This window comes from Methylobacterium sp. E-025 (genome assembly GCF_022829705.1).
Classification (GTDB): domain Bacteria; phylum Pseudomonadota; class Alphaproteobacteria; order Rhizobiales; family Beijerinckiaceae; genus Methylobacterium.
Genome location: NZ_JAKSYR010000115.1, coordinates 157,628 through 179,535 on the forward strand (window position 1 = coordinate 157,628; position 21,908 = coordinate 179,535).

The 21,908-nt window shown below is 67.5% G+C and carries 18 protein-coding genes, 1 tRNA gene and 1 pseudogene; 9 read left to right on the forward strand and 11 right to left on the reverse strand.

Translation table 11 applies throughout. The features are described 5' to 3' along the window. Positions 1-41 precede the first annotated feature (41 nt). A complete protein-coding gene (locus tag MKK64_RS16760; protein ID WP_243936013.1) occupies positions 42-509 on the forward strand; it encodes a hypothetical protein in 468 nt (155 codons plus the stop codon). Between the two features lie 675 nt (positions 510-1,184). Here the strand turns inward: MKK64_RS16760 and MKK64_RS16765 are convergent. The 5 genes from MKK64_RS16765 to MKK64_RS16785 form a co-directional block, all read right to left on the reverse strand. Continuing rightward, the gene (locus tag MKK64_RS16765; RefSeq protein WP_243936014.1) at positions 1,185-3,482 is read right to left on the reverse strand and encodes a glycosyltransferase family 2 protein; all 2,298 of its coding nucleotides are present in this window, start codon (positions 3,480-3,482) and stop codon (positions 1,185-1,187) included. Further along, positions 3,479-4,135 (reverse strand): DapH/DapD/GlmU-related protein, encoded by a 657-nt coding sequence (locus MKK64_RS16770; protein WP_243936015.1) that lies wholly within the window; start codon positions 4,133-4,135, stop codon positions 3,479-3,481. Before MKK64_RS16770 ends, MKK64_RS16765 begins: the two co-directional genes overlap by 4 nt. After that, the gene (locus tag MKK64_RS16775; protein ID WP_243936016.1) at positions 4,132-5,238 is read right to left on the reverse strand and encodes a DegT/DnrJ/EryC1/StrS family aminotransferase; all 1,107 of its coding nucleotides are present in this window, start codon (positions 5,236-5,238) and stop codon (positions 4,132-4,134) included. The genes MKK64_RS16770 and MKK64_RS16775 overlap by 4 nt, the downstream gene beginning before the upstream one ends. Continuing rightward, positions 5,235-5,624 carry a sugar 3,4-ketoisomerase gene (locus MKK64_RS16780; RefSeq protein WP_243936017.1) on the reverse strand — a complete coding sequence of 130 codons (390 nt, stop codon included), beginning with the start codon at positions 5,622-5,624 and terminating at the stop codon, positions 5,235-5,237. The genes MKK64_RS16775 and MKK64_RS16780 overlap by 4 nt, the downstream gene beginning before the upstream one ends. Positions 5,625-5,889: 265 nt before the next feature. Continuing rightward, positions 5,890-9,804: an autotransporter domain-containing protein gene (locus MKK64_RS16785; RefSeq protein WP_243936018.1), complete on the reverse strand. Its 3,915-nt coding sequence runs from the start codon at positions 9,802-9,804 to the stop codon at positions 5,890-5,892. Positions 9,805-10,192: 388 nt separating this feature from the next. Here MKK64_RS16785 and MKK64_RS16790 point away from each other — a divergent pair, with 388 nt between their 5' ends. Both MKK64_RS16790 and MKK64_RS16795 read left to right on the forward strand, forming a co-directional pair. Beyond that, positions 10,193-10,888 (forward strand): Stf0 family sulfotransferase, encoded by a 696-nt coding sequence (locus tag MKK64_RS16790; protein ID WP_243936019.1) that lies wholly within the window; start codon positions 10,193-10,195, stop codon positions 10,886-10,888. Then, on the forward strand, positions 10,863-11,681 hold the full coding sequence (locus MKK64_RS16795; protein ID WP_243936020.1) for a Stf0 family sulfotransferase: 819 nt from the start codon (positions 10,863-10,865) through the stop codon (positions 11,679-11,681). Before MKK64_RS16790 ends, MKK64_RS16795 begins: the two co-directional genes overlap by 26 nt. A gap of 161 nt (positions 11,682-11,842) precedes the next feature. Here the strand turns inward: MKK64_RS16795 and MKK64_RS16800 are convergent. Both MKK64_RS16800 and MKK64_RS16805 read right to left on the reverse strand, forming a co-directional pair. After that, a pseudogene (locus tag MKK64_RS16800) lies at positions 11,843-12,584 on the reverse strand (helix-hairpin-helix domain-containing protein); the annotation flags it as partial. Next, complete coding sequence (locus tag MKK64_RS16805) at positions 12,581-13,276, reverse strand: thermonuclease family protein (protein WP_243936021.1); 696 nt, start codon at positions 13,274-13,276, stop codon at positions 12,581-12,583. The pseudogene MKK64_RS16800 and the gene MKK64_RS16805, both read right to left, overlap by 4 nt. A gap of 486 nt (positions 13,277-13,762) precedes the next feature. Here MKK64_RS16805 and MKK64_RS16810 point away from each other — a divergent pair, with 486 nt between their 5' ends. Next, complete coding sequence (locus tag MKK64_RS16810) at positions 13,763-14,689, forward strand: TIGR04255 family protein (RefSeq protein ID WP_243936022.1); 927 nt, start codon at positions 13,763-13,765, stop codon at positions 14,687-14,689. A gap of 461 nt (positions 14,690-15,150) precedes the next feature. Beyond that, on the forward strand, positions 15,151-15,591 hold the full coding sequence (locus tag MKK64_RS16815) for a hypothetical protein (protein ID WP_243936023.1): 441 nt from the start codon (positions 15,151-15,153) through the stop codon (positions 15,589-15,591). 54 nt (positions 15,592-15,645) lie between these two features. Here the strand turns inward: MKK64_RS16815 and MKK64_RS16820 are convergent, their stop codons facing one another. Both MKK64_RS16820 and MKK64_RS16825 read right to left on the reverse strand, forming a co-directional pair. Continuing rightward, positions 15,646-16,029 carry a hypothetical protein gene (locus tag MKK64_RS16820; RefSeq protein WP_243936025.1) on the reverse strand — a complete coding sequence of 128 codons (384 nt, stop codon included), beginning with the start codon at positions 16,027-16,029 and terminating at the stop codon, positions 15,646-15,648. 89 nt (positions 16,030-16,118) lie between these two features. Next, positions 16,119-16,194: transfer RNA gene (locus tag MKK64_RS16825), tRNA-Lys, on the reverse strand. Between the two features lie 199 nt (positions 16,195-16,393). On the opposite strand from MKK64_RS16825, the gene MKK64_RS16830 reads away from it, so the two are divergent. Further along, positions 16,394-17,458, forward strand: coding sequence for a hypothetical protein (locus tag MKK64_RS16830; protein WP_409567964.1), 1,065 nt, complete (start codon positions 16,394-16,396; stop codon positions 17,456-17,458). Positions 17,459-17,609: 151 nt separating this feature from the next. Here the strand turns inward: MKK64_RS16830 and tgt are convergent, their stop codons facing one another. Both tgt and queA read right to left on the reverse strand, forming a co-directional pair. Further along, positions 17,610-18,749 carry a tRNA guanosine(34) transglycosylase Tgt gene (tgt, locus tag MKK64_RS16835; RefSeq protein WP_243936027.1) on the reverse strand — a complete coding sequence of 380 codons (1,140 nt, stop codon included), beginning with the start codon at positions 18,747-18,749 and terminating at the stop codon, positions 17,610-17,612. Between the two features lie 260 nt (positions 18,750-19,009). Then, positions 19,010-20,095 carry a tRNA preQ1(34) S-adenosylmethionine ribosyltransferase-isomerase QueA gene (gene queA, locus MKK64_RS16840; RefSeq protein ID WP_147859761.1) on the reverse strand — a complete coding sequence of 362 codons (1,086 nt, stop codon included), beginning with the start codon at positions 20,093-20,095 and terminating at the stop codon, positions 19,010-19,012. Positions 20,096-20,215: 120 nt separating this feature from the next. Between queA and MKK64_RS16845 the strand changes: the two genes are divergently transcribed. From MKK64_RS16845 to MKK64_RS16855, 3 genes are all read left to right on the forward strand, one after another. Beyond that, positions 20,216-20,458 (forward strand): hypothetical protein, encoded by a 243-nt coding sequence (locus MKK64_RS16845; protein WP_243936028.1) that lies wholly within the window; start codon positions 20,216-20,218, stop codon positions 20,456-20,458. A 54-nt stretch (positions 20,459-20,512) separates the two neighbouring features. After that, a complete protein-coding gene (locus MKK64_RS16850) occupies positions 20,513-20,725 on the forward strand; it encodes a hypothetical protein (RefSeq protein ID WP_243936029.1) in 213 nt (70 codons plus the stop codon). A gap of 144 nt (positions 20,726-20,869) precedes the next feature. Further along, positions 20,870-21,757 (forward strand): cation diffusion facilitator family transporter, encoded by an 888-nt coding sequence (locus MKK64_RS16855; RefSeq protein WP_147729013.1) that lies wholly within the window; start codon positions 20,870-20,872, stop codon positions 21,755-21,757. Positions 21,758-21,908 lie beyond the last annotated feature (151 nt).

Below are 21,908 nucleotides of genomic sequence, written 5' to 3' on the forward strand. Positions count from 1 at the left end.
TCTTCACCGACCACCGCCACGAGCCCTCTGGAGCCCGACCGATGCCGCACGCCCGTACCCTGATGCTCGACGCCACCGCCGACCCGATCCATGGCGCGATCGAGCGTCACCGCGCCGCCTACGATGCCTATCAGGTCGCCCCCGAGGGCGAGGCGTCCATGGTCGCCAACGACGACTACGACGCCGCCACCGACACCTTGGTGACGACGCCCTGCGCTTCCCGCTTCGGGGCGCTGGCGCTGCTCGGGCACCTGCGCTGGTGGCTTGGCGAGGAAGCCGAGTTCTCGGCAGCCCATCAGCCCAGCTACGGCATCGCGCAGGCCCGCGTCGCCGACCTGACGCTGTTCCTCGGCACCAGCCTGCCCGCAGTCGTGATCCCGCGTGCATCTTCTTTCGGGCGGTTCGTGCCTACTGGCCGCCTTGTAGCGGCCGGCGCCGGCGAACTGCTGGCCGCGCTCGTCATCATCGGAGGCGGCTGCGTCCTGACCGGTTTCGCCTCGCTGCTCTGACCCTGCTGTCCACCACCTGGCCATCACCCTCGCGGTCAAACGGCCATTCCTCTCACAAGGGAACCGAGACCATGTCGAAGCCGAAGAACCACCCGCCCGCTGTCCGCCCGGACAAACCGCCTCAGACGACACGCGGTGGCTACATCGTCGTGCGCCGCTATGACAGGACTATGCGACCTCCGCGGGCGCCGGCTCGTCGTGGAGTGCTCGCCATGCAAGCGGCGCGGCACCTACGACCTGACTGGTCTCCGGCAGCGGTTAGGCGAGCACGCCGATCTCTACGATGTGTATCTCCGCCTGACTTAGACGTGCGGCCATCAGCAGGCGGTCGGCACCCGGCAGCCAAACCAATATGGCCGGACGTGTCGAGCAGCCATCGGCGTTGAGGGAGGCGACGGGCGTACGGGCTTGCCGTCGCGCACGTGAACAGCGCACAAGGTTAGGGTGGGCAACCTCTACAGCTCAGCGCCTAGCAGCTACGATCTCATCCTCGACGGGGTCATCCTCTGCAGCGTGGTCTGGGAGGTCTTGGCCGACGGCGGACATCGCGCCCGGACCTGTCGCGCGGCTCGGATCCAGGATGTCGCAACTTGGCGTGCCGCGATACCTGTCGGGCTCGTACCAGCACCATCGCCAATCAGGATCACCGCCGGCCCGGAAGTACAAGAGCGTGTGTTAGGCGCGGAACATCCGGCGGACCCTGCGAACGGCACGCGCCGAGCGGAACCACAGGGTCCGCTCCATACGCTGCTGGATTTGAAGGGCAGCGTGAAGCTGCGAGCTGAGATCGTCTCGCTCGGCCGAGAGGTGGGCCCGCGCCGCCTCCGCACGGGCTAGCCGCTCGCTAGATATGGCGCGCTCGGCCTCAGCCGCCGCCCGCTCCTGCGCGAGGTTTGTTTCTTCGTGCTTCAGTGCAGTAAGGATGCGGTCTCGCTCGGTCGAGAGGTGGGCGCGCTCCTCCTCAGCATGGGCAAGCCGCTCGCCGGATACGATCCGCTCGGCCTCAGCCGCCGCGCGCTCCTGTACGAGCACTCCCTCCTCGTGCCTCAGTGCAGCGGCAATGCGGTCACGGTCGGTAGCGAGCGCTTCCCGCTCGGCGGCCATGGCATGGAGCCGGCTCTCGCGTTCCTCGACCCCACGCAGCCCGAGGCCGTCAATCCGGCTACCCCAATCACGGAGGTCGGCGAGCTGCTTCGGCGTGCGCGCCTCTTCGTAAAGGGTGTGCAGGGCAAAACTTCGGAACTCGGCTCGATCGATCTCGCTCGCGAGCTGGGCAAGGCGCAGGGGCAGCGGCTCATCAGGTTGAGCAACCTCCTCCCGGTTGAACACCTCGGAGAATAACACCTCGTCCATCTCTTTGAATCGGCGCAGGACCATGGAATGCTCGAAGGTCGAGCGCAGGCGCGCCTCGGGATTTGGGGCACTTGCGTTGGCCATGCCGTCGCGGATGCGGAACGCCGTCAGGCTGTCGGGCAAGACGTGGATGTTCTGCCCGGACATCAGCATCCGGATCCACATGTCGAAATCTTGTAAGTTCGTCAGCCGCGGGTCGTAGGGGCCGGCGGCCTCATAGGCCTCCCGGCGGATCATCGCGGTAGGCGCGCAGAGAATGTTGCCTTGGAAGAAGAGGAACCGCAGCCATGTTCGCCGAGAGAAGTCGGTGAAGTGGAGCGGCAGGGTGAAATCGTTGTAGGCCTGCGTCGGTAAGCCTGCCTCATCCACGGCTCTGGGCATCCCGAAAACTGCGGCGACGTCCGGATGCGCATCAAGGAAGCCGACTTGCCGCCGGAGGCGACCCGGCAGTGCCCAATCGTCGGAGTTGAGGATCGCAAGGTAGCGCCCCCGCGCCCGCGCGACGGTGGCATTCATTGCCGCCGATATGCCCTGGTTCTCGCGCCGGCATTCGAGGCGGATGCGCGGATCGGTGAAGCCGCGCAGGATTTCGGCGGTGCCATCGGTTGAGCCGTCGTCGGTGACGACGATCTCGAAATCCTGGAAGGATTGGGCGAGCACACTCTCGATCGTCTGTCGGACATAGGGGGCGTGCTGGTATGATTTTATCAGCACCGACACAGTCGGTACGACCCCCGGCGCCGCTGGCACGAGGCGCGGCAAAGGCGCCGAATTGGCCCGCCGCATCCCCTGCTCCTCCCACCAGAGAGGCCGGATGGCGAGGGATCCCGCATCAGCGGCGGCGAGGTCGATGCTCTCGCGCTCCATCTCGTCCCAGAAAATGCGTAAGCGGTCGCGTCCCCATAGGTAGTGCTGGCCGAAACCCTCCGCGCGGTCTGTTTGCCCAAGCCGTTCGGCCTGTATCGCCTCTCGTGTTGCGTTCCGCTCGAAGCCGAGATGCTTGTAATGCCAGAGCTGGAGGGTGTCGTGCGGGGGTAGGACGAGGTCGCCCTCGGGCGTTGCCGCATGCCGCCCCGGCCCGAAGCCAGTCTCGCGAAGTGCTTCGGGCTTGAAGATGCTGAGCTTGTTGAAGGCGGTGCGCGGGCGCCCGCGCGTGACGCGCTCCACGAGTAAGCCCGCATCATCGGGCATCTCGATGTGGTTTAGGTCGAAGCCCAGGGCCGGAATCAGAGTGACGCCACGGTCGGCCTCCTCAGCGAGGTAGTCAGCCATGGCGCGGCCGGGCACGTGTAGGTGCTCGTCGATGGCTGTAACAACGATCCAGTCGGCCCTGTGACGACTCTCCTTCCAGGTCTCGTTCTGCATTGCCCGATGAGAGAGCACGAAGGAATCGGGATCCGTGCGGGGGAAGTCACGCAATTCGACCTTGGGGTGGGCGCGCAGAATCTCGCGCGACCCGTCCGTTGAGCCGTCGTCGTAGATCACGTAGCGCTCGACGAAGGGATCGTAGTGCCGGAAGAAGAAACCGAGCATATCGGCCTCGTCCCAGCACACCGTGTAGAGGTGGACGATCAGACGGTCGGCGACGGCTGCGTGCTGCAATTTCGCTCCGGCGCTCATCGAACGCGCACTCCCTTGTGGCCGCCGATGTCCTGCCGAACCACGCGAGCCGGGTTGCCGAGGACAAGACATTCCGGCCCGACGTTTCGGGTAACGACCGCGCCGGCTCCGATCACCGCGTTCGCCCCAACCGCGATGCCGGGCAACACCACCGCACCGGCCCCGACGACTACGCCGTCTCCGAGGCGGACGCCGCCGGCCAACGTCGCGCCGGGGCCGATCGACACGTACCGGCCCACATCGACATGGTGGCCGATCGTGGCGCCGCGGTTGACGAAGGCGAAGACACCGAACCGTCCGCCGGCCCCGAAGACGCTGCCCGCGTTAACGTAGGACCCCTCGCCGAGCTCGAGATCACGCGGCTGGATCACGGTCGGGTCGATCAGCGTCGCGTGGCGGACGAACCCGCGGGACAGCGCCTCACCTACGACCCACTGTCGATGGCCCGGCGTGAACAGCGGAACGAGGAACGGCAGATCGCGGAGTTCTTCGGAGACCTCCTCGGGGGCGCATGTGGGAATCTCCGACGACAGCCGGCTCGGCTCGGCGACGTTGCGGACGCCGAGCACGATCGTGATGCCCGCGCGGTATGCGCTCTCCTCGACGTCTCCGAGGATCGGCGAGCCGACGCCGTAGACGACGAGCCGCGTCATCGCACGTATGCCTCGCGCACGGCCGACGCGATGCGTTCGACTTCCGCGCCGGCCACCTCGGGCTGGATCGGCAGGCTGAGCAGGCTTGCGCTCAGCCGGTCGGAGACTGGCAGCGGCACGGCTTTCGGATCGGCGAACGCCGGATGGCGGTGCAGGCCCGGATGGTAGTGAATCGCAGTGCGGATTCCCTCATCGGCTAGCCGCATCGCCAGTTCGCCGCGGTTGGGGACAGCCACCGCGAACTGGTGGCTGACGCCGCCCGGATGCTCGTCCTGCAGCCTGAGCCCGTTGAGGCCGGCGAGCGCCGCGCGGTAGCGCCCGGCGATGGCACGGCGCTCGCGATTACCCGCGTCCAGGTGGGGCAGGAGCGCGGAGAGGATCGCCGCCTGGAGCGTGTCGAGCCGGCTGTTGAACCCCGCTTCGCGGCTGATGCGCGTGCCGTGCGAGAACCCATATTCCCGCAGCGCCCTCAGGCGTCCAGCGAGTACCGGATCGTCGACGAGCACCGCACCGCCGTCGCCGACGCAGCCGAGATTCTTCGTCGGATAGAAGGAATACGCCGCCGCGTCCCCGAAGCTGCCGAGCGGGCGCGGGCCGATCCGGGCACCGTGGGCCTGTGCGCAGTCCGAGACCACTGCGAGGCCACGATGCGCGGCGAACGCGCACAGGGCAGCCATGTCGGCCGGGAAGCCGAAGAGATGGACCGGCAAGATCGCGCGCGTCGACGGCGTCAGGACGGCCTCGACGGTCTCGGCGGTGATGCACCAGGTGTGGGGATCCACGTCGGCGAAGAGCGGACGGGCGCCGCAATGCAGGATCGCCTGCGCGGTGCCGGCGAAGGTCAGCGCCGCGGTGACGACCTCGTCGCCCGGGCCGACGCCCAGCGCACGCAGCGCGAGTGCCAGCGCATCCGTGCCGGAACCGACGCCGACCGCGTGCTCGCGCCCCTCGTGCGCGGCGAAGGCCGCCTCGAACCGTTCCACCGGCGCGCCGAGGATGTAGTGCGCACCGCCGAGCACCGAGGCGACGGCCGCGTCGATCTCCTGCCGGAACCGTGCGATGCGCAGGTTGGGGAGCGCCTGCGCGATCGACAGGTCGTTCACCGGTCCCGTCCGCCGATTGCCGCCTCGCCGGTGATCAACGCCTTCTGCGGCTGCGCGTAATGGCGCGTGTCGCCGTAGCGCTCGGAGGCACAGACCAGCAGCAGCGTGCCTGCCTCGAAATTCTCCAGGCGGATCAGGATGCCCGCGCTGATCCAAAGCGGAGCATGATCGCCGTTGAGGCGCACCGTGGCGGTCTCCTCGCCATTGTCCAGCGCGATCGTCGCAGCCCCACGGAGCGCCACGATCACCTCGTCGCAGGAATTGGCATGGCCGCCGCGGGTCACGGTGGCATCGTCCACTTCCATCACGAACACGCGCTGGGGCACGAAGGGAAGGTTGTCGAACGCCTCGAAGGCCACCAGCCGACCCCGGGGATCGACGTTCACGTTGGGTCCCAGAAGTGCCGCACCCCTCATCGCTTCCATGCAACAGCGCCGTTTTTCTATGTCCCAGGCTTTCCGCAAAGCATAGATCGCGTTTTAGTGACCGGCAACCACAAACGACAACCGCAAATTGCCTCAACCCCTACCGCATAGTCTTCTTATTTATCCTGCTTCTACTCGGGATAAATCGGCAACCGCGTGAAGCGACGATGCGGGAGAGGCGCCGTGTCGGCAGCCCGCTCCCGCATCGTTCCGGTCCGGTACGGCGTCAGAAGTTGTACCGGAGGCCGCCGCGCACGGCCTGGATGGTGTCCGTCGAGGCGAGTTCGGCGTCGTAGGCGACGAAGCCGGCGAGCCCCGGGGCCAGCTCGGTGCTGAGCCCCAGCCCGACCAGCGCCCGGTCGCGGTCGAGGCGCCGGCCGTTGACCAGGAACGGCACGGTCGGCGCGAGCGCGAAGGCGCTGCTGATCGTCCGGCTCACGTCGGCGAAGTCGTGGACGTAGGCCGCCTTGATCCACAGGGAGATCGGCCGTCCGCCGAACACCGCGGTGGCGGTCTCCAGCCGGCCGCCGACGAGGGTGCGGGCCGAGAGGAAGTCGCGGGCCGCGATGTTGAGGTTGAACGGGCCGTTCCCGGTCTCCTGTACGCGGTCCTGATCGAAGGTGTTCACCTGGAAACCGATGAAGGGCGAGAACACCGCCGTCGGGGCGAAGGCGACGCGGTAGCCGAGCTCGCCGGCCGAGATGAACTGGTCGCCGCTCACGTTGCCCTGAGCGCCGCCCGGCTGGAGCTGCGGCACGCCGATCGACCGGTTCACGCGGCCCTCGGTGCGGGCGTAACCCAGGGCGAGGTTGCCGTAGACCGGACCGTTCGAGAACCCGCCGTAGACGCCGACCTGCGCGTTGTCGGTGTGGGCGCGCTCGCCGGTGCGGTTGAGCGAGACGTCGACCGAGCCATAGCCGGCGGCGATGCCGAGCACGGTGCCGACCTGCGGGTGGAAGTCGATGCCGGTGGCGAGGCCGGCGACCGTCTCGCTGCGGCCGGCGGCGTTGGCGGTGGAGTCGACGCTGCCGAACTGGCCGTAGCCGGTGGCCCAGAGGCCGTAGCCGCGGTTGGTCTCGATAACCCGCGGCTCCGGAACCGGGCCGCGGCTGGGCAGGTCGGCGGAATAGACGGTGGGCGGCAGGGTGAAGCTCTGCGGCCCGGCCTCCGAACTGGCGGCGTAGGCCCGCGACAGCAGCTGGCTGCCGAAGGCGCGGCCCGAACGGAGCTGCGGGTCGGCGAGCGACGCGTAGGCCTGGCCGGCGACTCGGTCGAGGGTCGAGGCGATGCCGGCGTTGCTCTGGTTGTCGATCACGAGGAGCGCGGCTGGGTTGTTGGCGAGCGCCGCGTCGAGGCCGCGGGCGGCGTTCGCTTGGTTGCTCGTCTGCGCCACGAGGCCGAAGCTCTGCTGCGCCAGGGTGATGTAGGCGTTGTTGCCGTCCGTCGACGCCGTCGGGCGGATCAGGAAGGGCAGGCTGCCACTGTCGGTCACGGCCGCGAAGGTGCCACTGACGCCGCCCGCGGCGGTGAGCACGGTGTATCGGGTGTTGGGCAGGTAGCTGCCGGGCGCCGCGATGAGGCTGGCGGTGCCGGAGAGCGTGGCGGTGCCCGAGGCGACGAGACGGGCGGCCTGGCCGTCGGCGGTGATCGCGCTCTGAAGCGTTCCGCCGGCCTGCTGCACGTAGTTGGTCACCGAAAGCGTGCCGTAGGGGGCGGCCGCGCTGCCCGGCGCGACGATTCCGGCATTGGTCAGGGTGCCGGCGATCCGGCCGGTACCACTGAGCGTGCCGGCGGAGCCGACGAGCGTGCTGGCGGCCAGCACCGAGTTCACGGCGAGCGATCCGCCGGCAATCGTCGCGCCGCCGGAGAAGCTCTGCGTGGTGCCGTTGGCCAGCGTCCAGGCGCCGTCAGCCTCGCGCAGGGTCGTGAAGCCAGCGACGTTGCTGGCCAGCGTCCCCGTGCCCGTCAGCGTCAGGGCGTTGACACCCAGCCCGTTGGCGGTGATCGCGCCGCCGACCGTCGAGCCGGTGCCTAAGGTCACCGCGTTGCGGCTTGCGGCCACGTCGTTGAAAGTGATCGCCCCGCCGATGCGCCCGGTGTTGGTCAGCGTCTGGTTGCCCATCCCGTAGAGTATGCTGCCGTTGATCGTGCCGGCGTTGACGGTGGTGCTGTTGCGGCGATTGGCGGTGGTCGCGTTCTGCGGGTCCGCGTCGGTGAAACGCACGTCGCCATTGATCGTGCCGGTGGCGGCGTTGGTGAGGAAGGCGTTGCCGGCGCCGTAGACGACGATGGCCTGCCCGCCGGCTGGCCCGGTGATCGTGCCGGCATTGGTGATGGTGTAGCTTTGCGCCCGGCCCTGGATGGCGCGAACCCCCGTCCCGGTGCCGCTGATCGTGGCGCCAGCCCGGTTGCTGATCGTGAGCGCCGCCACGTCGTCGTCGGAATCGATGGCCGCGACCGCCGCGGTGCCGGTGCCGTTGCGGGTCGCCGAGACGGTGCCGGCGTTGGTGATCGACATGGAGGCGATGTTCTCGCCGGCATACACGCCACGCGAGATGCCGACGCCGTTCTCGGTCACCGCGATGGTGCCGTTGTTGACCACCGAGACGTTGGCGAAGTCGGCCCCCGTCGAGTTTGAGAGCACGGCGTAGACGCGGTTGGCGGCGGTGTTGGCGCGGCCCGCCGCGCCGGTGCCGACGAGTGTGCCGTTGTTGACCACCGTGGTGTTGGAGCCCGACAGGTTCACGGTCTTGTTGGTCAACGTGTTGTTGACGGTGAGCTGCGCGCCGGAGCCCGTCACCTGGATCAGACCGGCGACGTTTTGCGTGGTGCCCGCGCCGAGCGTTAGGGTCCCGCCCGCCACTGTGAGGTTGCCGGACAGCGTCTGAGTCGCGTTGTTGCCGATCGTCCAAGCGCCGGCGGTCTGCGTGAGGTTGGTGAAGCCGGTCACCGTGCTGGTCAGGGTGCCGGTGCCGGAGAGGTTGAGATTGTTGGTGCCGAGCCCCCGCGCGGCGATGTTGCCGCCGATGCTCGACCCCGTGCCGAGGTTGACCGTGTTGACGGTCCCGGCCACCGCACCCGCGGTCGCCACGTCGAGGAAGCTGATGTTGCCGCTGATCCGGCCGGTGTTGTTGACCGTCTGATTGCCGTTACCGAAGGCGAGGTTGCCGTTGATCGTGCCGGCGTTGTTCACCGTGCCGGTGCGGCGCAAGTTGACCACGGTGGTCGCCATCTGAAGGTCCTGGTCGAAGTTGCGCACGTCGCCGTTGATCACGCCCGTGGCGGTGTTGGTGATCACCGTGTTGTAGGCGCGCACCGTGGTGGCGTCGCCGGCATTGCCGGCGTTGAGCGCGAAGGTGGCGATCGCCGCCTCGCTGGTCGTGGTGTTGGTAATCGTGCCGCTGTTGTTGATCTCGTATTGGGCGGCGCGGCCGGTGATCGCGCGGGTGTTGGTGCCGGTGGCGGTGATGCGGCCGGAAGCGGCATTGTTGACCACGAGGCGGTCGGTGTCGTCGTCGGAATCGACGCCCGCGACCACGGCGGTGGTCGCTGTCGCGGTCGCCCCGCGGGTCGCTTGGATCAGGCCGGTGTTGTTGATCGTGAACAGCGTGGTGTTCTCGCCGGAATAGATGCCCCGGGCGATGCCGTTGCCGTTCTGGGTCACCGCGATGGTGCCGGCGTTGTTCACCGTCGTACTGGCGTATTGCGACCCGTTCGGCGCGCTCGAATAGGCGCCGTAGATGCGGGTCGTGGCGTTGCCGGCCGGCGCCGTCAGCGTGATCGTGCCGGTATTATTCAGCGTAGATAGGTCGCCGGCGAGGTTGACACCGAAGTTGTCGCGGTTGAGCGGCGCCGTGTTGCCGATCGCCCCGGCGTTGTTGACCGTGCTGGTGCCGTTGACGCGGATGTTGGTGAAGCTCGGGTTGTTGCCCGTACTGGTCTGCTGCGACCCGACCGCCGTCCCGGCGGTGATGTTCACGATCAGCCCCGTGACGCCTGCCGGCGCGACGAAGCCGTTCGGTTGGCTGCCGGTGCAGGTCACCGTCTGGCCGTTGGCGGGGACGGCCGGCTGACAAGCCGCGTACGCATCGGCGACGAGGACGGCCCAGACCGGAACGGTCAGCAGTAGGCTCCGGCGCAAGGATGTATCCTTGGACGTCATCGTCTCCCCCTTTTTATATTTGTCTATTGCTTGACAGAATGTCTATATAGCGCGGCAGCAGCCGACCTTTCGGTTACATACGAGAAGTCTCCAAGAGGTCAATCGCAATCGCAAGATGCGCCTGGGAATAGAATGCGCTCGCGATCAATGATGCATATATGTTACTCTTCGAAAGCTAATTTCCGATTATCCTATTATTAAAATGGTCTTTAGGTAGATTTGGCGGGAGTGAATGGCAATCTTGAGCGGGAGAATGAAGCATGCGCCTCAGGCTGGCACCGGCGAACCCGCCGTCCCGACGCCTCCAACTGGAATCGGCCGACTCATCGGCCGTTTCTGGCAGGCGTCACGCGCACCGGTGCCGGAAATGCGCGGCTATGCCGTCTGCACACTGCCGCGCTCAGGCAGCAACCATTTCTGTGATGTGCTGAGCAGCACTGGCGCACTCGGGCATCCGCGCGAGTACTTCAACGGCGATGCCCGCCGCCGCTACGACGACCCGACCTACCCTGACGACCCCGTGGCCCAGGTCGCTCGCATCCTGACCATGGGTGCCACCGCCAACGGCGTCTACGCTCTCAAGGTCTTCCCCGGCCTCCACGACGTGGTGGCGCCGCACCTCCGGTGGATGGAGGCACTGCCGAACCTCGCCTTCGTGCGGTTCCGCCGCCGCGACGTTCTCGGGCAGGCGTTGTCCTGGGTCCGTGCTTCGCAGACCGGGCGCTTCCGCGCCTCCGACGCGGCCACGGGCGAACCCGCCTACGACGCCGACGCGATCGCCCTCCGGATCCGTCAGATCTGCCAACGCAGCGCCCGCTGGGACATGTTCTTCGCCCGCACCGGGCTCCCCGCTGTCGAGATCGCCTACGAGGATCTTCTAGTCGATCCCGGCGCCGCCATCGGCGCCGTGGCCCACACGGTGGGGCTCGCGCGTGCGCCCGCTCTCGGCCGGCAACCCTCCGTTTTCCGGATCCAGCGCGACGCGCTCAGTGCGGACTGGCGCGCACGATTCATCGCCGAGCGTGGGGACCCGAGCCATGTCGACCCGTTCCTTGATCCTTGAGAGAGCCGCACAAATGAGACGCCTCTTCGACCGCTTCCGTTCTTCTGCCGCGCTCCGCCCGGCGGACGATCCGGCGCCTGGGCCGTTGCGCGGCTATGCGCTGTGCGGCGCTCCGCGCTCGGGCAGCAACTATCTCTGCGAGATTTTGAGCAGCACCGGCGCCCTCGGCCGCCCGCGTGAGTACTTCAACGGCGCGGCGCGCCGCATCCACGACGATCCAGCCTATCCCGACGATCCACACGCACAGATCCAACGCATCCTGACGATGGGTGCGACCGGGAACGGCATTTACGGCTTGAAGTTGTTTCCGGGACTGTTCGACACGGTTGCTCCGCATCTGAAGCTCACCGAGGCTTTGCCGAATCTCCACTTCGTGCGCCTGCGCCGCTTGGACGTGCTCGGCCAAGCGATGTCTTGGGTCCGTTCGATCCAGACCCGGCAGTTTCGCTCCACCGAGACCGCGGCCGGCGCACCGCATTACGACGGCGCGGCGATCCAGCACTATGTCGGGCAGGTTTGCCAACGCAACGCGCGCTGGGACATGTTCTTCGCCCGCACCGGCATCCGGCCGATCGAGCTGGTCTACGAGTCAGTCGCAGGCGATCCACAATCAGCAGCGGATGCCATCGCCGCCGTCCTCGGCCTCGCCGACCGCCCTCGGATCGAGGCCGGAGTCGTACGCCTTGGTGTGCAGCGCGATGCAATCACAGACGCGTGGCGGGAACACTTCCATTCTGAGTATGGTGACCGAAACTATATCGATTCGGCAACCCTCCTAGCTGAGATGACTTGATGGAGCACTGACGATCCGCGCACCGCCGAGCCACGCCGTCGCCGCCTCCAGGGTCGGGAATCGATGCTCGACGCAATCGAAGGGCCGAGGGCGCGTTGTCGCCGGAAGATCCTCCAGCACCTCAGCGCACCACCCGGTAGGAGCGCCTTCTGCGGTGGTCTCGCGAACGACACGCCAGCCCGCAGCCGCTGCGGCGCCTCCTTAGTCAGCCCGAGACGCATTGCGATCGCGTCCGCGGTCCGGAAGCCGATGCTGCGGATGTCACGGGCGAGGCGGTAGGGATCCTCGCTCATCACGGCGATCGACTCGTAGCCATAGGTCTTGAAGATCCGCACCGCCCGCGCCGTGCCGACCCCGTGCGCGTGCAGGAAGATCATGATCTCGCGCACCGCCTTCTGCTCGGCCCAGCCTGAGACGATGCGAGCCGCCCGCGTTGGACCGATGCCTGAGACCTCTTTCAGGCGCTCGGGATCGGCTTCGATGACCTCGAAGGTGGCTTCTCCGAACAGCGCTACGATGCGCTTGGCCATGGCCGGTCCGATGCCGCGCATGTAGCCAGACGCGAGGTAGCGCTCGATGCCCTCCACCCCGGTCGGTGGCGTGGCCTTGAGCGTGTCGGCTTTGAACTGGAGCCCGTGCTGCCGGTCGGTGAACTAGATCCCAGTCGCGGTGATCCATTCACCGGCGGCAATGGCAGGCGCATGTCCGATCACCGGCACAAGGTCGCGCTTGCCCCGCGCCTGGACCTTGAGCACGGCAGAAGCCGGTCTCGGCGTTGTGGAAGGTGACGCGCTCGATCGTGCCGGCGAGCGTCTCGATGGGCGCACCCCGATCAAATTGGGGGGGGGCGGACTCTGGTTCATGGTTGGCGTCTGATCGCCACCCCCTCTGGATCCATCTCATCCGCGCGGTGCCCGCCATCCGGCTGCTTTTGCCTCGTCCTCGGTGCAGAACATGCGCTCGCCGGCCTTCTCGTCGATCACGGTACGCGTGTAGGCGCTCGTCCCTGGCAGGTGGTAGATCCGGTCGCCCTTAGCCGAGATGTTACCCTTGATCGTGCAGGTCATTGAAGCGTTTGAGCCGGCCGGCGTCGGCTCATCGGCAATTCTCGCTGCTGATCCGCCTCGACGGGTTCGGCGCCACCCCGCTGGATCTTCGAACGTGCCAGCCCAGATCCCGCGTTTGGCCGCCCGTGCCTGTGCTTCCTGTCCCACATACTCGTTCGAGTAGCGTCGGAATGCGACGGCATGGCCCTGCGCCACCATCCAGGCGTTCAGGTCCTCAGGGCCCTTCCTGCAGATGGCAACGGTGCGACCGTAGCGATCGGTGTCCCGGGGCTCGCAAGAGATTGGCACCTCGCCGATCCGGTCGGACAGCGCAAGGGCAGCGACCTGTCCGCAGCGGTACTCCTTGCCGGCGGCGTCCTCGCACACCTGAGCGCTCTCCGGCGCGTCGATCCCGAAGAGACGGATACGGGTGCCGTGGATCACCACCGTGTCGCCATCGGTGACGCTTGCGCGGCCGATGATCGGTTCGGCAGCGAATGCGCCACCACCCTGCAACATGACGATGGCGGCGAGCAGGGCGTAACGCATGCGAATGACCCTACGCGTTGCTGGCGACCTGTCGAGCGGCGTCCACTCGGACATCAGCGAACGCCAACGCCGCACCTCCCACGGTCAACGTCATCAACAATGGCGAGCCGGTCACGGCAGAGGTGCAGCAGCGGCCTGACGGCTCCCTCGACGTCATCCTTGATAAGATAGAAACGCGGTCCGCCGGCCGAATTGGCGGAGCCCGGGGCCCGCTTCCCGGGGCAGTTGCTGGAGGCCGTTGCTTAAGGGGCTGAGGCCGCCTCCTCGGACGCGGCAACGGAATCTCATCATTGATCGTGCACCGCTGGCCTGATCCGGCCGGCGAAGTGATCGACCCGAGGCGCGGTGAGGCCATGCCGGCATTCTGTGAGGGACGTTCAATCGGGCTGGCGCGATAGTCGCACCGAGCGGGGAGCAGATAGGTCGGACCTCGACCCATGATCCAGGACGATCACCCGGCACCAGGCATTCCTGTGCGGAACGCCTATGTGTGAGAAACGGGTACAAGCCGATGTCGTTGACGGAATAGATGGAAGTTTCCCGGACAATCCTCCGAAAGGAGCACTCATTCCTGTGCACCATGGTGGCCAGATGAATCGACCAGCCGATCTTCCAGATTTCAAGGCTCCGCCTCTAACCGAGGTGGCAATGTCCGTACAATTCAATCATCTATCCGCTTTCACGCATGTCCATATCGGTTTGTTATGGGAAAAATTCAGAAGTCGATTTCCAATAGTCTCCTATCAGCCCCCATTGGCGCCTTCATTTGAGACTTTTGGGGTTCCTCAGTCGAGAACGCCGAGCTTTCAAATCCAGTTTGAAGATCGGCCAGAAATACCGAGGCTATGGTTCGCCGACCTCAAAGGCATCGAATTGATACAATTTCAGCCCGATCGATTCATCCATAACTGGCGGAAAACCGGCGACGAAACTCACTACCCGCGCTACGAGGCTCTTCGAGAACGCTTCGTTACAGAAATGGCCGCTCTGCAAGATTTTTCGGCAGAGAACGGGCTTGGGCCCCTGGTGCCGAATCAGTGCGAAATTACATACATAAACACGATTAAGAGAGGCACTCTCGACGTAGCGTCTATGGCGGACATTTTCCGCTGGTGGGAAAACGTTCAAATCGACTCGCTCGGGCCAATGGAAGACGCTGGCGTGCAAATGAGCTATCTTATCCCAGGCCCTGGCGGTGATCCGATAGGTCGGCTTTGGGTGCAGTCAAACCCTGGCTTGTCGTCTGAGGGCGAGAGAGTCCAAATGCTCAGCCTGATCGGTCGTGGCCCTCCGGCTTCTCCTCACTTTGACGCGGTGCTTGATTTCTTCGATAACGCGCGAGCCCGGATCGTGACAGCCTTCGCCGGTATCACGACCGAAAATATGCATAAGGCGTGGGGGCGTGAGGCTTGATGTATCTCGAGGGTGGCGGCTCGTCGGAAATTACCACTACCCAACAGCCCCGTCGAATTGGGCCCCAACTGGCTGCCGTTTTCACTCCGCCTCACTGTGAGTGGCGAGTTCAGGCTGAACGTCGATTGCTCATGCTTTATGCTTTAAAGGTGGGCTGGGATGGGCATGCAGGTAAGCCTGCCCAACGCAGTATTGTCGAGTACACCGCTTCAGTGTTGGGTGCTCTCATGCGGCCGGGCGTGCCGATGCCTTCAATCATGCCGTTGTCGAATGGAGCCATTCAACTTGAGTGGCATCGCAATGGTTGGGATATTGAGGTGGAGGTCTCGGCCCCTAATACAATGTGCGTGTATACTAAGCATATAAAATCAGGGATAGAAGAAGAGTTTGAGATAAATAATAATTTGGCTCTTCTTATGTCGGCAATTGCTCACATCGTGAATTAACTCGGAGAGATTTGGTTGCCGCTAAATCCTGAGCGTGATGAGTGTGGCGAGGTAGTTCCGCACGATGACCCCGAGCTTCGACCAGAAACGTTCCTAATTAGAAACATAAATCCAGAGTATCATCTGGTTCCAGATGAGAATACTGGCGGGCAGCGCATTGGCAGCTCTGCGTTCAGTGCCACAAATGGTGATCCGACTTATGGAATGTCTGCGGATCTCTCGCAGATTATTGATGAAGCGGGCGCCTCACTGTTGGTGAACGTTCCCAACGGCTTCGGTGCAGTTCTGATTCCAGTTTCAAGGGTTAGAGGGCTGGGGCTTCCGGTAGGGTCAGACCCTGTCCACAACAATAAATATCACGGCCAAATCTGGGGCGTGAAAAAGCCTAAGCGAACCAAAATTCATAGTGTTGTGGAAAAATGGTTAGTTCCGCTGCCTGGCATTGCAATAAGATAGAAGTTTCAAAGTGAATATTGCGACGAACTAAATTTCTGACGCATAAATTTGCGATTATCTGCCTCGCCTCTTCGCCACGAGCATCGCCTTAAGGATCGCCAGCGCGGGCCCTCCGGGATGGCTCACGGTATCGCTTGAGCGTTCTGGAACGCCGCCTACGTGATCGGGCGGCAGCATCAGTGCCTCGCCAGCCCCGCGGCTGGCCTTCGTCACCACGCGCCATTCCGGCAGTGTGCATGCCACTATGAGCAGCGCCGCCTCGGTCCAGGCCTTGGCGCCCATCAGGACGGCGAACCGGCCTTTGATGTCGGGATGCTGCTTGCCGGTGGTGGCGAACCACACCTTGGCGAAGAGCTCGCGCGACGGGGCCGGCGCATATGCCACCTGCTCGATTAGGCTGTTTAGGTGCGCTGCCGCAGGTGGCTGGGGTTTTTCCATCGATCACCCCGGTAGTCTCATCGTTACCCGTGACGTTACCCGGGTAGCGAGAGAAAAGGTCGGCCCGGCGACTAAGCCACTGAAATAATTGGTGAGCGCGTTGGGGTTCGAACCCAAGACCTACAGATTAAAAGTCCGTTGCTCTACCAGCTGAGCTACGCGCTCGCGTCCGCCGTGCGGTCGGCCGCGCGGGCCGGGCCCGGGGAGGCGTGGGTGGAATAGGGGAGGCCGCCGGACGGGTCAACATGGGCGTGGCCCGCGCGGCGTCGCATCCGGGGCGCGCGGGCGCCGTCGTGCCGCGTGGGCGCCATGGTCTGCTGGCATCGGCGGTCGAACGCCCCCTCCTTGGGCCGGAAGGCCAGCCGTGATCCCTCCCCTCTCCTCCCCGGCGTCGTCCTCCCGCCGCTGGCGGCGCTTCGCCGGGACCTTCGCCCTCGCCGGCCTCGGGGCCGGCCTCGCCGCGATCGGTTTCGTCGCCGCGATGGACCCCTACGGCCTTCGCGCGCGCCCGGGCCGGCCGGGGGCGATCATGGATCGCAACCAGCGCTTCATGTATCCGCGGATCGCCCGCGCGGGCGGGTACGATGCGGCGGTGTTCGGCACCTCGACGGCGCGCCTCATCGATCCGAACGACCTCGACCGGGCGTTCGGGGCGCGCTTCGCCAACTTGGCCGTCAATGCCGCGACGCCGGACGAGCAGCGCACGCTGGCGCGGCTGTTCCTGCGCCGGAACACCGTGCACGCGGTGCTGTTCGCGCTCGATTCGACATGGTGCGCCGCCGACGCGCCCCGCCGCACCGCGCATCCGTTCCCGGACTGGCTCTATGCGGAGGGCGCGCCCTGGGGCTGGCTGCGGCAGGTGAACGGGCAGAGCCTCGGGATCGCGGCCCAGGTCGCGCTCAACCGCCTCGGCCTCGCCCCGGCCCGCATCCGCGGCGACGGGTTTTCCGTGTTCACGCCGCCGGAGGCCAGCTACGACCCGGTCCGCGCCGCGCGCCACATCCACGGCGGCGGCAGCCCGCTCGATCCGGAGACGGCCGGCCCGGGCACGCCTCCCCCGGCCCAGGCCGGCGACGCCATGCCCATGCTCGATGCGTTTGATGCGCTGCTGGCCTCCGTGCCGGGCGCGGCGCGCAAGCTCGTCGCCTTCATGCCGGTCCACGTGGCGGCGCAGGGGGCGGCCGGCACGCCGGCGGGCGCGCGCGAGGCCGCCTGCAAGGCGCGCGTCGCCGCGATCGGCCGGGCGCGGGGGGCGCTGGTGGTGGATTTCCGGCTGCCCTCGCCGATCACGACGCGCGACGAGAACTACTGGGATGCCCTGCACTACCGCCTGCCGGTGGCGGCCCGCATCGTCGAGGGCCTGCAGGCCGCCGCGGAGACGGGGGCGGACGCGGCCGACGGCAGCTACCGGGTGCTGGCGCATCCGTGATGCGCCCATGCCGCGTCTGATGGGCGAGGACCGCTTGGGCAGGGCCCCATGAGCAAACGACCCATGAGGTCCGGCGGAGAGCCGGCGCCCGGCCGTCGCGCGGGGCAGGCCTCGATGGGGCGGGCTCATCGCGGCCCGGCATCGCCCGGCCTCAGCCCGCGGCGGCGTCGCGCTCGGCCCGGGCCCAGCCCTCGCGGGTTGCGTCGCAGAACGCGGCGAGGCGGCCCTCGGCGATGGCCGCCCGCATCCCGGCCATGAGGTCCTGGTAGTAGGACAGGTTGTTCCAGGTCAGCAGCATCATCCCCAGGATCTCGTCCGAGCGGACGAGGTGGTGGAGGTAGGCGCGGGAATACGCGCTCGCCGCCTCGCAGGAGGAGGTCTCGTCCAGCGGCCGCGTGTCCTCGGCGTGGCGGGCGTTGCGCAGGTTGATCCGGCCGTGGCGGGTGTAGGCGAGGCCGTGGCGGCCGGCCCGCGTCGGCATCACGCAATCGAACATGTCGATGCCGCGCGAGACCGAGCGCATCAGGTCGTCCGGGGTGCCGACGCCCATCAGGTAGCGCGGCTTGGCCCGCGGCAGGTGCGGCTCCACCGTCTCGATCATGGCGAGCATCACCGCCTGCGGCTCGCCGACCGCGAGGCCGCCGATGGCGTAGCCCTTGAGGTCGAGGCCGGCGAGCGCGCGGGCGCTCTCGACCCGGAGCTCCGGCACGTCGCCGCCCTGCACGATCCCGAACAGAGCCTTGCCCGGCTGCTCGCCGAAGGCGGTGCGGCAGCGCTCGGCCCAGCGCAGGGAGAGGCGCATCGCCTTCTCGATCGCCTCGCGCTCGGCCGGCAGGCGCACGCACTCGTCGAGCTGCATCTGGATGTCGGAGCCGAGCAGGCCCTGGATCTCGATCGAGCGCTCCGGCGACATGTAGTGGGCGGTGCCGTCGACATGCGAGCGGAAGGTCACGCCCTGCTCGTCGAGCTTCCGCAGCGCCGACAGCGACATCACCTGGAAGCCGCCGGAATCGGTGAGGATCGGCCCGTCCCAGCGCATGAAGCGGTGCAAGCCGCCGAGCCGCGCCATCCGCTCGGCGCCCGGGCGCAGCATCAGGTGGTAGGTGTTGCCGAGCACCACGTCGGCGCCGAGCGCACGCACCTGGCTCGCATACATGGCCTTGACCGTGCCGGCGGTGCCGACCGGCATGAAGGCCGGCGTGCGGATCGTTCCCCGCGGCATGGTGATCGCCCCGGTGCGGGCTTGCCCGTCGGTGGCGTGGACGGCGAAGGTGAAGTCTGTGTCGGACATGCTGAGGTGAGACGGCTTCCAGGTTGCCTCGGGCAGCGCCCCCTCGCCCCACAGATCTCGGGCTTGCCCGAGATCTGTGTACCCGGTGCCCAAATCGGGCAAGCCTGGTTTGGTTGCGGAGGAGGGTGGCCCGCGAAGCGGGTCGGGAGAGGGGAGCGACGCTTCCGGATACGGCGCTCCCCTCTCCAGACCCCTGTTCACGCAGGGGCCACCCTCCCCCGCGACGGGGGGAGGGAGATGTGCGGTGTCGGTCAGCCCTATCAGACCTGGGCCGGAAACAGCAGGCTCGAATCGCCGTAGGAGTAGAACCGGTAGCCCTCGGCGATCGCGTGCGCGTAGGCGGCGCGCATGGTGTCGAGGCCGGAGAAGGCCGAGACCAGCATGAACAGGGTCGAGCGCGGCAGGTGGAAGTTGGTCATCAGCGCGTCGACCGCGCGGATGCGCGTGCCGGGGGTGATGAAGATCTCGGTCGGGCCGGCGAAGGGGTGGAGGCGCCCGTCCGCGTCGGCCGCGCTCTCCAGCAGGCGCAGCGCGGTGGTGCCCACCGCCACGATCCGCCCGCCCGCCGCCCGCACCGCGTTCAGGCGCTCGGCGGTCTCGGCCGCCAGGAAGCCGATCTCGGCGTGCATGCGGTGGTCGGCGGTGTCCTCGGCCTTGACCGGCAGGAACGTGCCGGCGCCGACATGCAGGGTGACCGTGTGGCGGCCGATCCCGGCGGCGTCCAGCCGCGCCAGAAGGCCGTCGGAGACGTGCAGCCCGGCGGTGGGAGCGGCGACGGCGCCGGGGTTGCGGGCGTAGACCGTCTGGTAGTCGGTGGCGTCCCGCGCGTCGGTGGGGCGCTTGCCCGCGATGTAGGGCGGCAGCGGCAGCTCGCCGATGGCGGCGACGGCCTCGTCGAGGGCCGGCCCGGCGAGGTCGAAGCGCAAGGTGATCTCGCCGCCCTCGCCCTTGGCCGCGACGGTGGCGTCGAGGCCGCCGAGCTCGCAGGGCTCGCCGGCCCCGTGCCGGCCGAAGACGACGCGGTCGCCCGGCGCCAGGCGCTTGGCCGGCCGGGCGAAGGCGCGCCAGCGGTCCGGCGCCTCGCGCAGATGCAGCATCACCTCCGTGCGCTGGCCGGGCGCGCCGGGCCGGGTGCGGATGCCGCGAAGGCGCGCCGGGATCACCCGGGTGTCGTTGAAGACCAGGGCGTCGCCCCGGCGCAGCAGGCCGGGAAGGTCGGCGACGCGGGCATCGGTCAGGCCGTCGCCGGGGCGCACGACGAGCAGGCGCCCGGCGCCGCGCGGTTCGGCCGGGCGCAGCGCGATGCTGGCCTCGGGCAGGTCGAAATCGAACAGGTCCACGCGCATGGGGCCCGCACCTGCACCGGCGCGCGCCGGGAATCAATGCGGCGCGGCGTGCGTGGAACCGCGCCGGACCGGCTTCCGTTCACGGCAGGCGCGATCCTCCCGTCTCGACTTGGAGCCTCCATGCCCTGGTACGCCGTGCGTCCCCGCGATCCCGCCGACCCGCGCTGGCCGCTGCCGGGCAAGCCGCAGATCGTGCTCAAGGGCGAGGACCCCGCCGACGCGCGCGCAAAGTTCGAGCAGGCCTATCCGAGCACGCCGTTCGGCACGCCCGCCACCCCGGTCCCCGATGGCGCGGGCGGGTTCGAGGGTGAGGCGGAGGCGCTGATCGTCGAGGAGACGACGGAACCCGCCGCGCCGCATTAGGCGTTTTGCTGAGGACGTTCGACGGCGAGCACCATCGCCTGAGGGGAGGGATGCATGGCGGCGCAGGCGGAGCGGATCACTCTTGACGGGCAGCTCGTCGGCTACTGGGCGCGCGAGGCCGGCCACCTCGAGGCGCTCGCCGCCGCGGCCCGCTTCGGCTGGCAGAGGCGCCGCCTCCTGCGCAAGGCCGCCGCCGCGCGGGCCCAGGGGGCGCGCAGCGAGGCGCGCGAAGCCGCACGCGCCGACGGGACCGCTCCGGCCGCGTGATCCGCGATAGCCGCGGCTAAGTTCCGTTCCCCGCGGTGCAAGGTGTGCTGCCGCCTTGAACCTTTTCCGTGGCCTTGAACCTGTGCCGTGGCCTTGCGCCGGCGCGGTCGATTAAGGCCGCCGGGTCGATCGCCCGGACCCGTCATGAGCCGCACCCAGAAAGCCGCCCTCGCCAGTGCCGTCGTCGGCCTGGTGGTCACGGGGCTGAAGTTCCTCGCCTACTGGCTCACCGGCAGCCTCGCGCTGTACTCGGATGCGCTCGAGAGCATCATCAACGTGGTCGCGGCGCTCAGCGCGTTCGTGGCCCTGCGCGTCGCCGGCCTGCCGGCCGACGACGACCACCCCTACGGCCACCACAAGGCGGAGTTCTTCTCGGCGGTGATCGAGGGGGCGCTGATCATCGTCGCGTCGCTGCTGATCCTGCGCGAGGCGTATTACGGCATCCTGGCCCCGAAGCCCGTCGACGCCCCCGCCCTGGGGCTGGCCATCAACGCCGGCGCCACGGTGATCAACGCGGTGTGGGCGTGGGCGCTGCTGCGCTGGGGCAAGGCCTGGCGCTCGCCGGCGCTGGTCGCCGACGGCCGCCACGTGCTCGCCGACGTGTTCACCTCGGGCGGCGTGCTCGTCGGCGTCGGCCTGGTGCTGGCGACCGGCATCCCCGTGCTCGATCCGGTCGTCGCCGGCCTGGTGGCCCTGAACATCCTGTGGTCCGGCTGGAAGATGGTCCGCGAATCCGTCGACGGGCTGATGGACCGGGCGGCGCCGGGCGAGATGGTCGGGCAGATCCGCGCGCTGATCTCGCTGCACGGCGAGGGCGCGCTGGAGGCGCACGACGTGCGGACGCGCTACGCGGGCCAAGCGACCTTCATCGACTTCCACCTCGTGGTGCCCGGCGAGATGAGCGTGCGCGAGGCGCACGAGATCTGCGACCGGCTCGAGGACGCGCTCGAGACCACGATCCCCGGCGCCGTGGTGGTGATTCACGTGGAGCCGTCCGAGCACGCGAAGTTCCGCGGCGTGCCGGTGCTCTGACCGAGTCTCCTGGCACCAAGTCCCCTGGCACCGTGTCCCCGGCACCAAGTCCCCTGGCACCGTGTCCCCCGGCACCAAGTCCCCTGACACCGTGTCCCCCGGCACCGAGTCCCCTGACAGCAGCTCCCCTGGCAGGATCTCGTGGGCCGGG

Bases quoted from the DNA above. Each gene is read 5' to 3' on its own strand.
- MKK64_RS16760 (WP_243936013.1), top strand. From the start codon at position 42: ATGCCGCACGCCCGTACCCTGATGCTCGACGCCACCGCCGACCCGATC.
- MKK64_RS16765 (WP_243936014.1), bottom strand. From the start codon at position 3,482: ATGAGCGCCGGAGCGAAATTGCAGCACGCAGCCGTCGCCGACCGTCTG.
- MKK64_RS16770 (WP_243936015.1), bottom strand. From the start codon at position 4,135: ATGACGCGGCTCGTCGTCTACGGCGTCGGCTCGCCGATCCTCGGAGAC.
- MKK64_RS16790 (WP_243936019.1), top strand. From the start codon at position 10,193: ATGCGCGGCTATGCCGTCTGCACACTGCCGCGCTCAGGCAGCAACCAT.
- MKK64_RS16795 (WP_243936020.1), top strand. From the start codon at position 10,863: ATGTCGACCCGTTCCTTGATCCTTGAGAGAGCCGCACAAATGAGACGC.
- MKK64_RS16805 (WP_243936021.1), bottom strand. From the start codon at position 13,276: ATGCGTTACGCCCTGCTCGCCGCCATCGTCATGTTGCAGGGTGGTGGC.
- MKK64_RS16810 (WP_243936022.1), top strand. From the start codon at position 13,763: ATGTGTGAGAAACGGGTACAAGCCGATGTCGTTGACGGAATAGATGGA.
- MKK64_RS16820 (WP_243936025.1), bottom strand. From the start codon at position 16,029: ATGGAAAAACCCCAGCCACCTGCGGCAGCGCACCTAAACAGCCTAATC.
- tgt (WP_243936027.1), bottom strand. From the start codon at position 18,749: ATGTCCGACACAGACTTCACCTTCGCCGTCCACGCCACCGACGGGCAA.
- queA (WP_147859761.1), bottom strand. From the start codon at position 20,095: ATGCGCGTGGACCTGTTCGATTTCGACCTGCCCGAGGCCAGCATCGCG.
- MKK64_RS16845 (WP_243936028.1), top strand. From the start codon at position 20,216: ATGCCCTGGTACGCCGTGCGTCCCCGCGATCCCGCCGACCCGCGCTGG.
- MKK64_RS16850 (WP_243936029.1), top strand. From the start codon at position 20,513: ATGGCGGCGCAGGCGGAGCGGATCACTCTTGACGGGCAGCTCGTCGGC.
- MKK64_RS16855 (WP_147729013.1), top strand. From the start codon at position 20,870: ATGAGCCGCACCCAGAAAGCCGCCCTCGCCAGTGCCGTCGTCGGCCTG.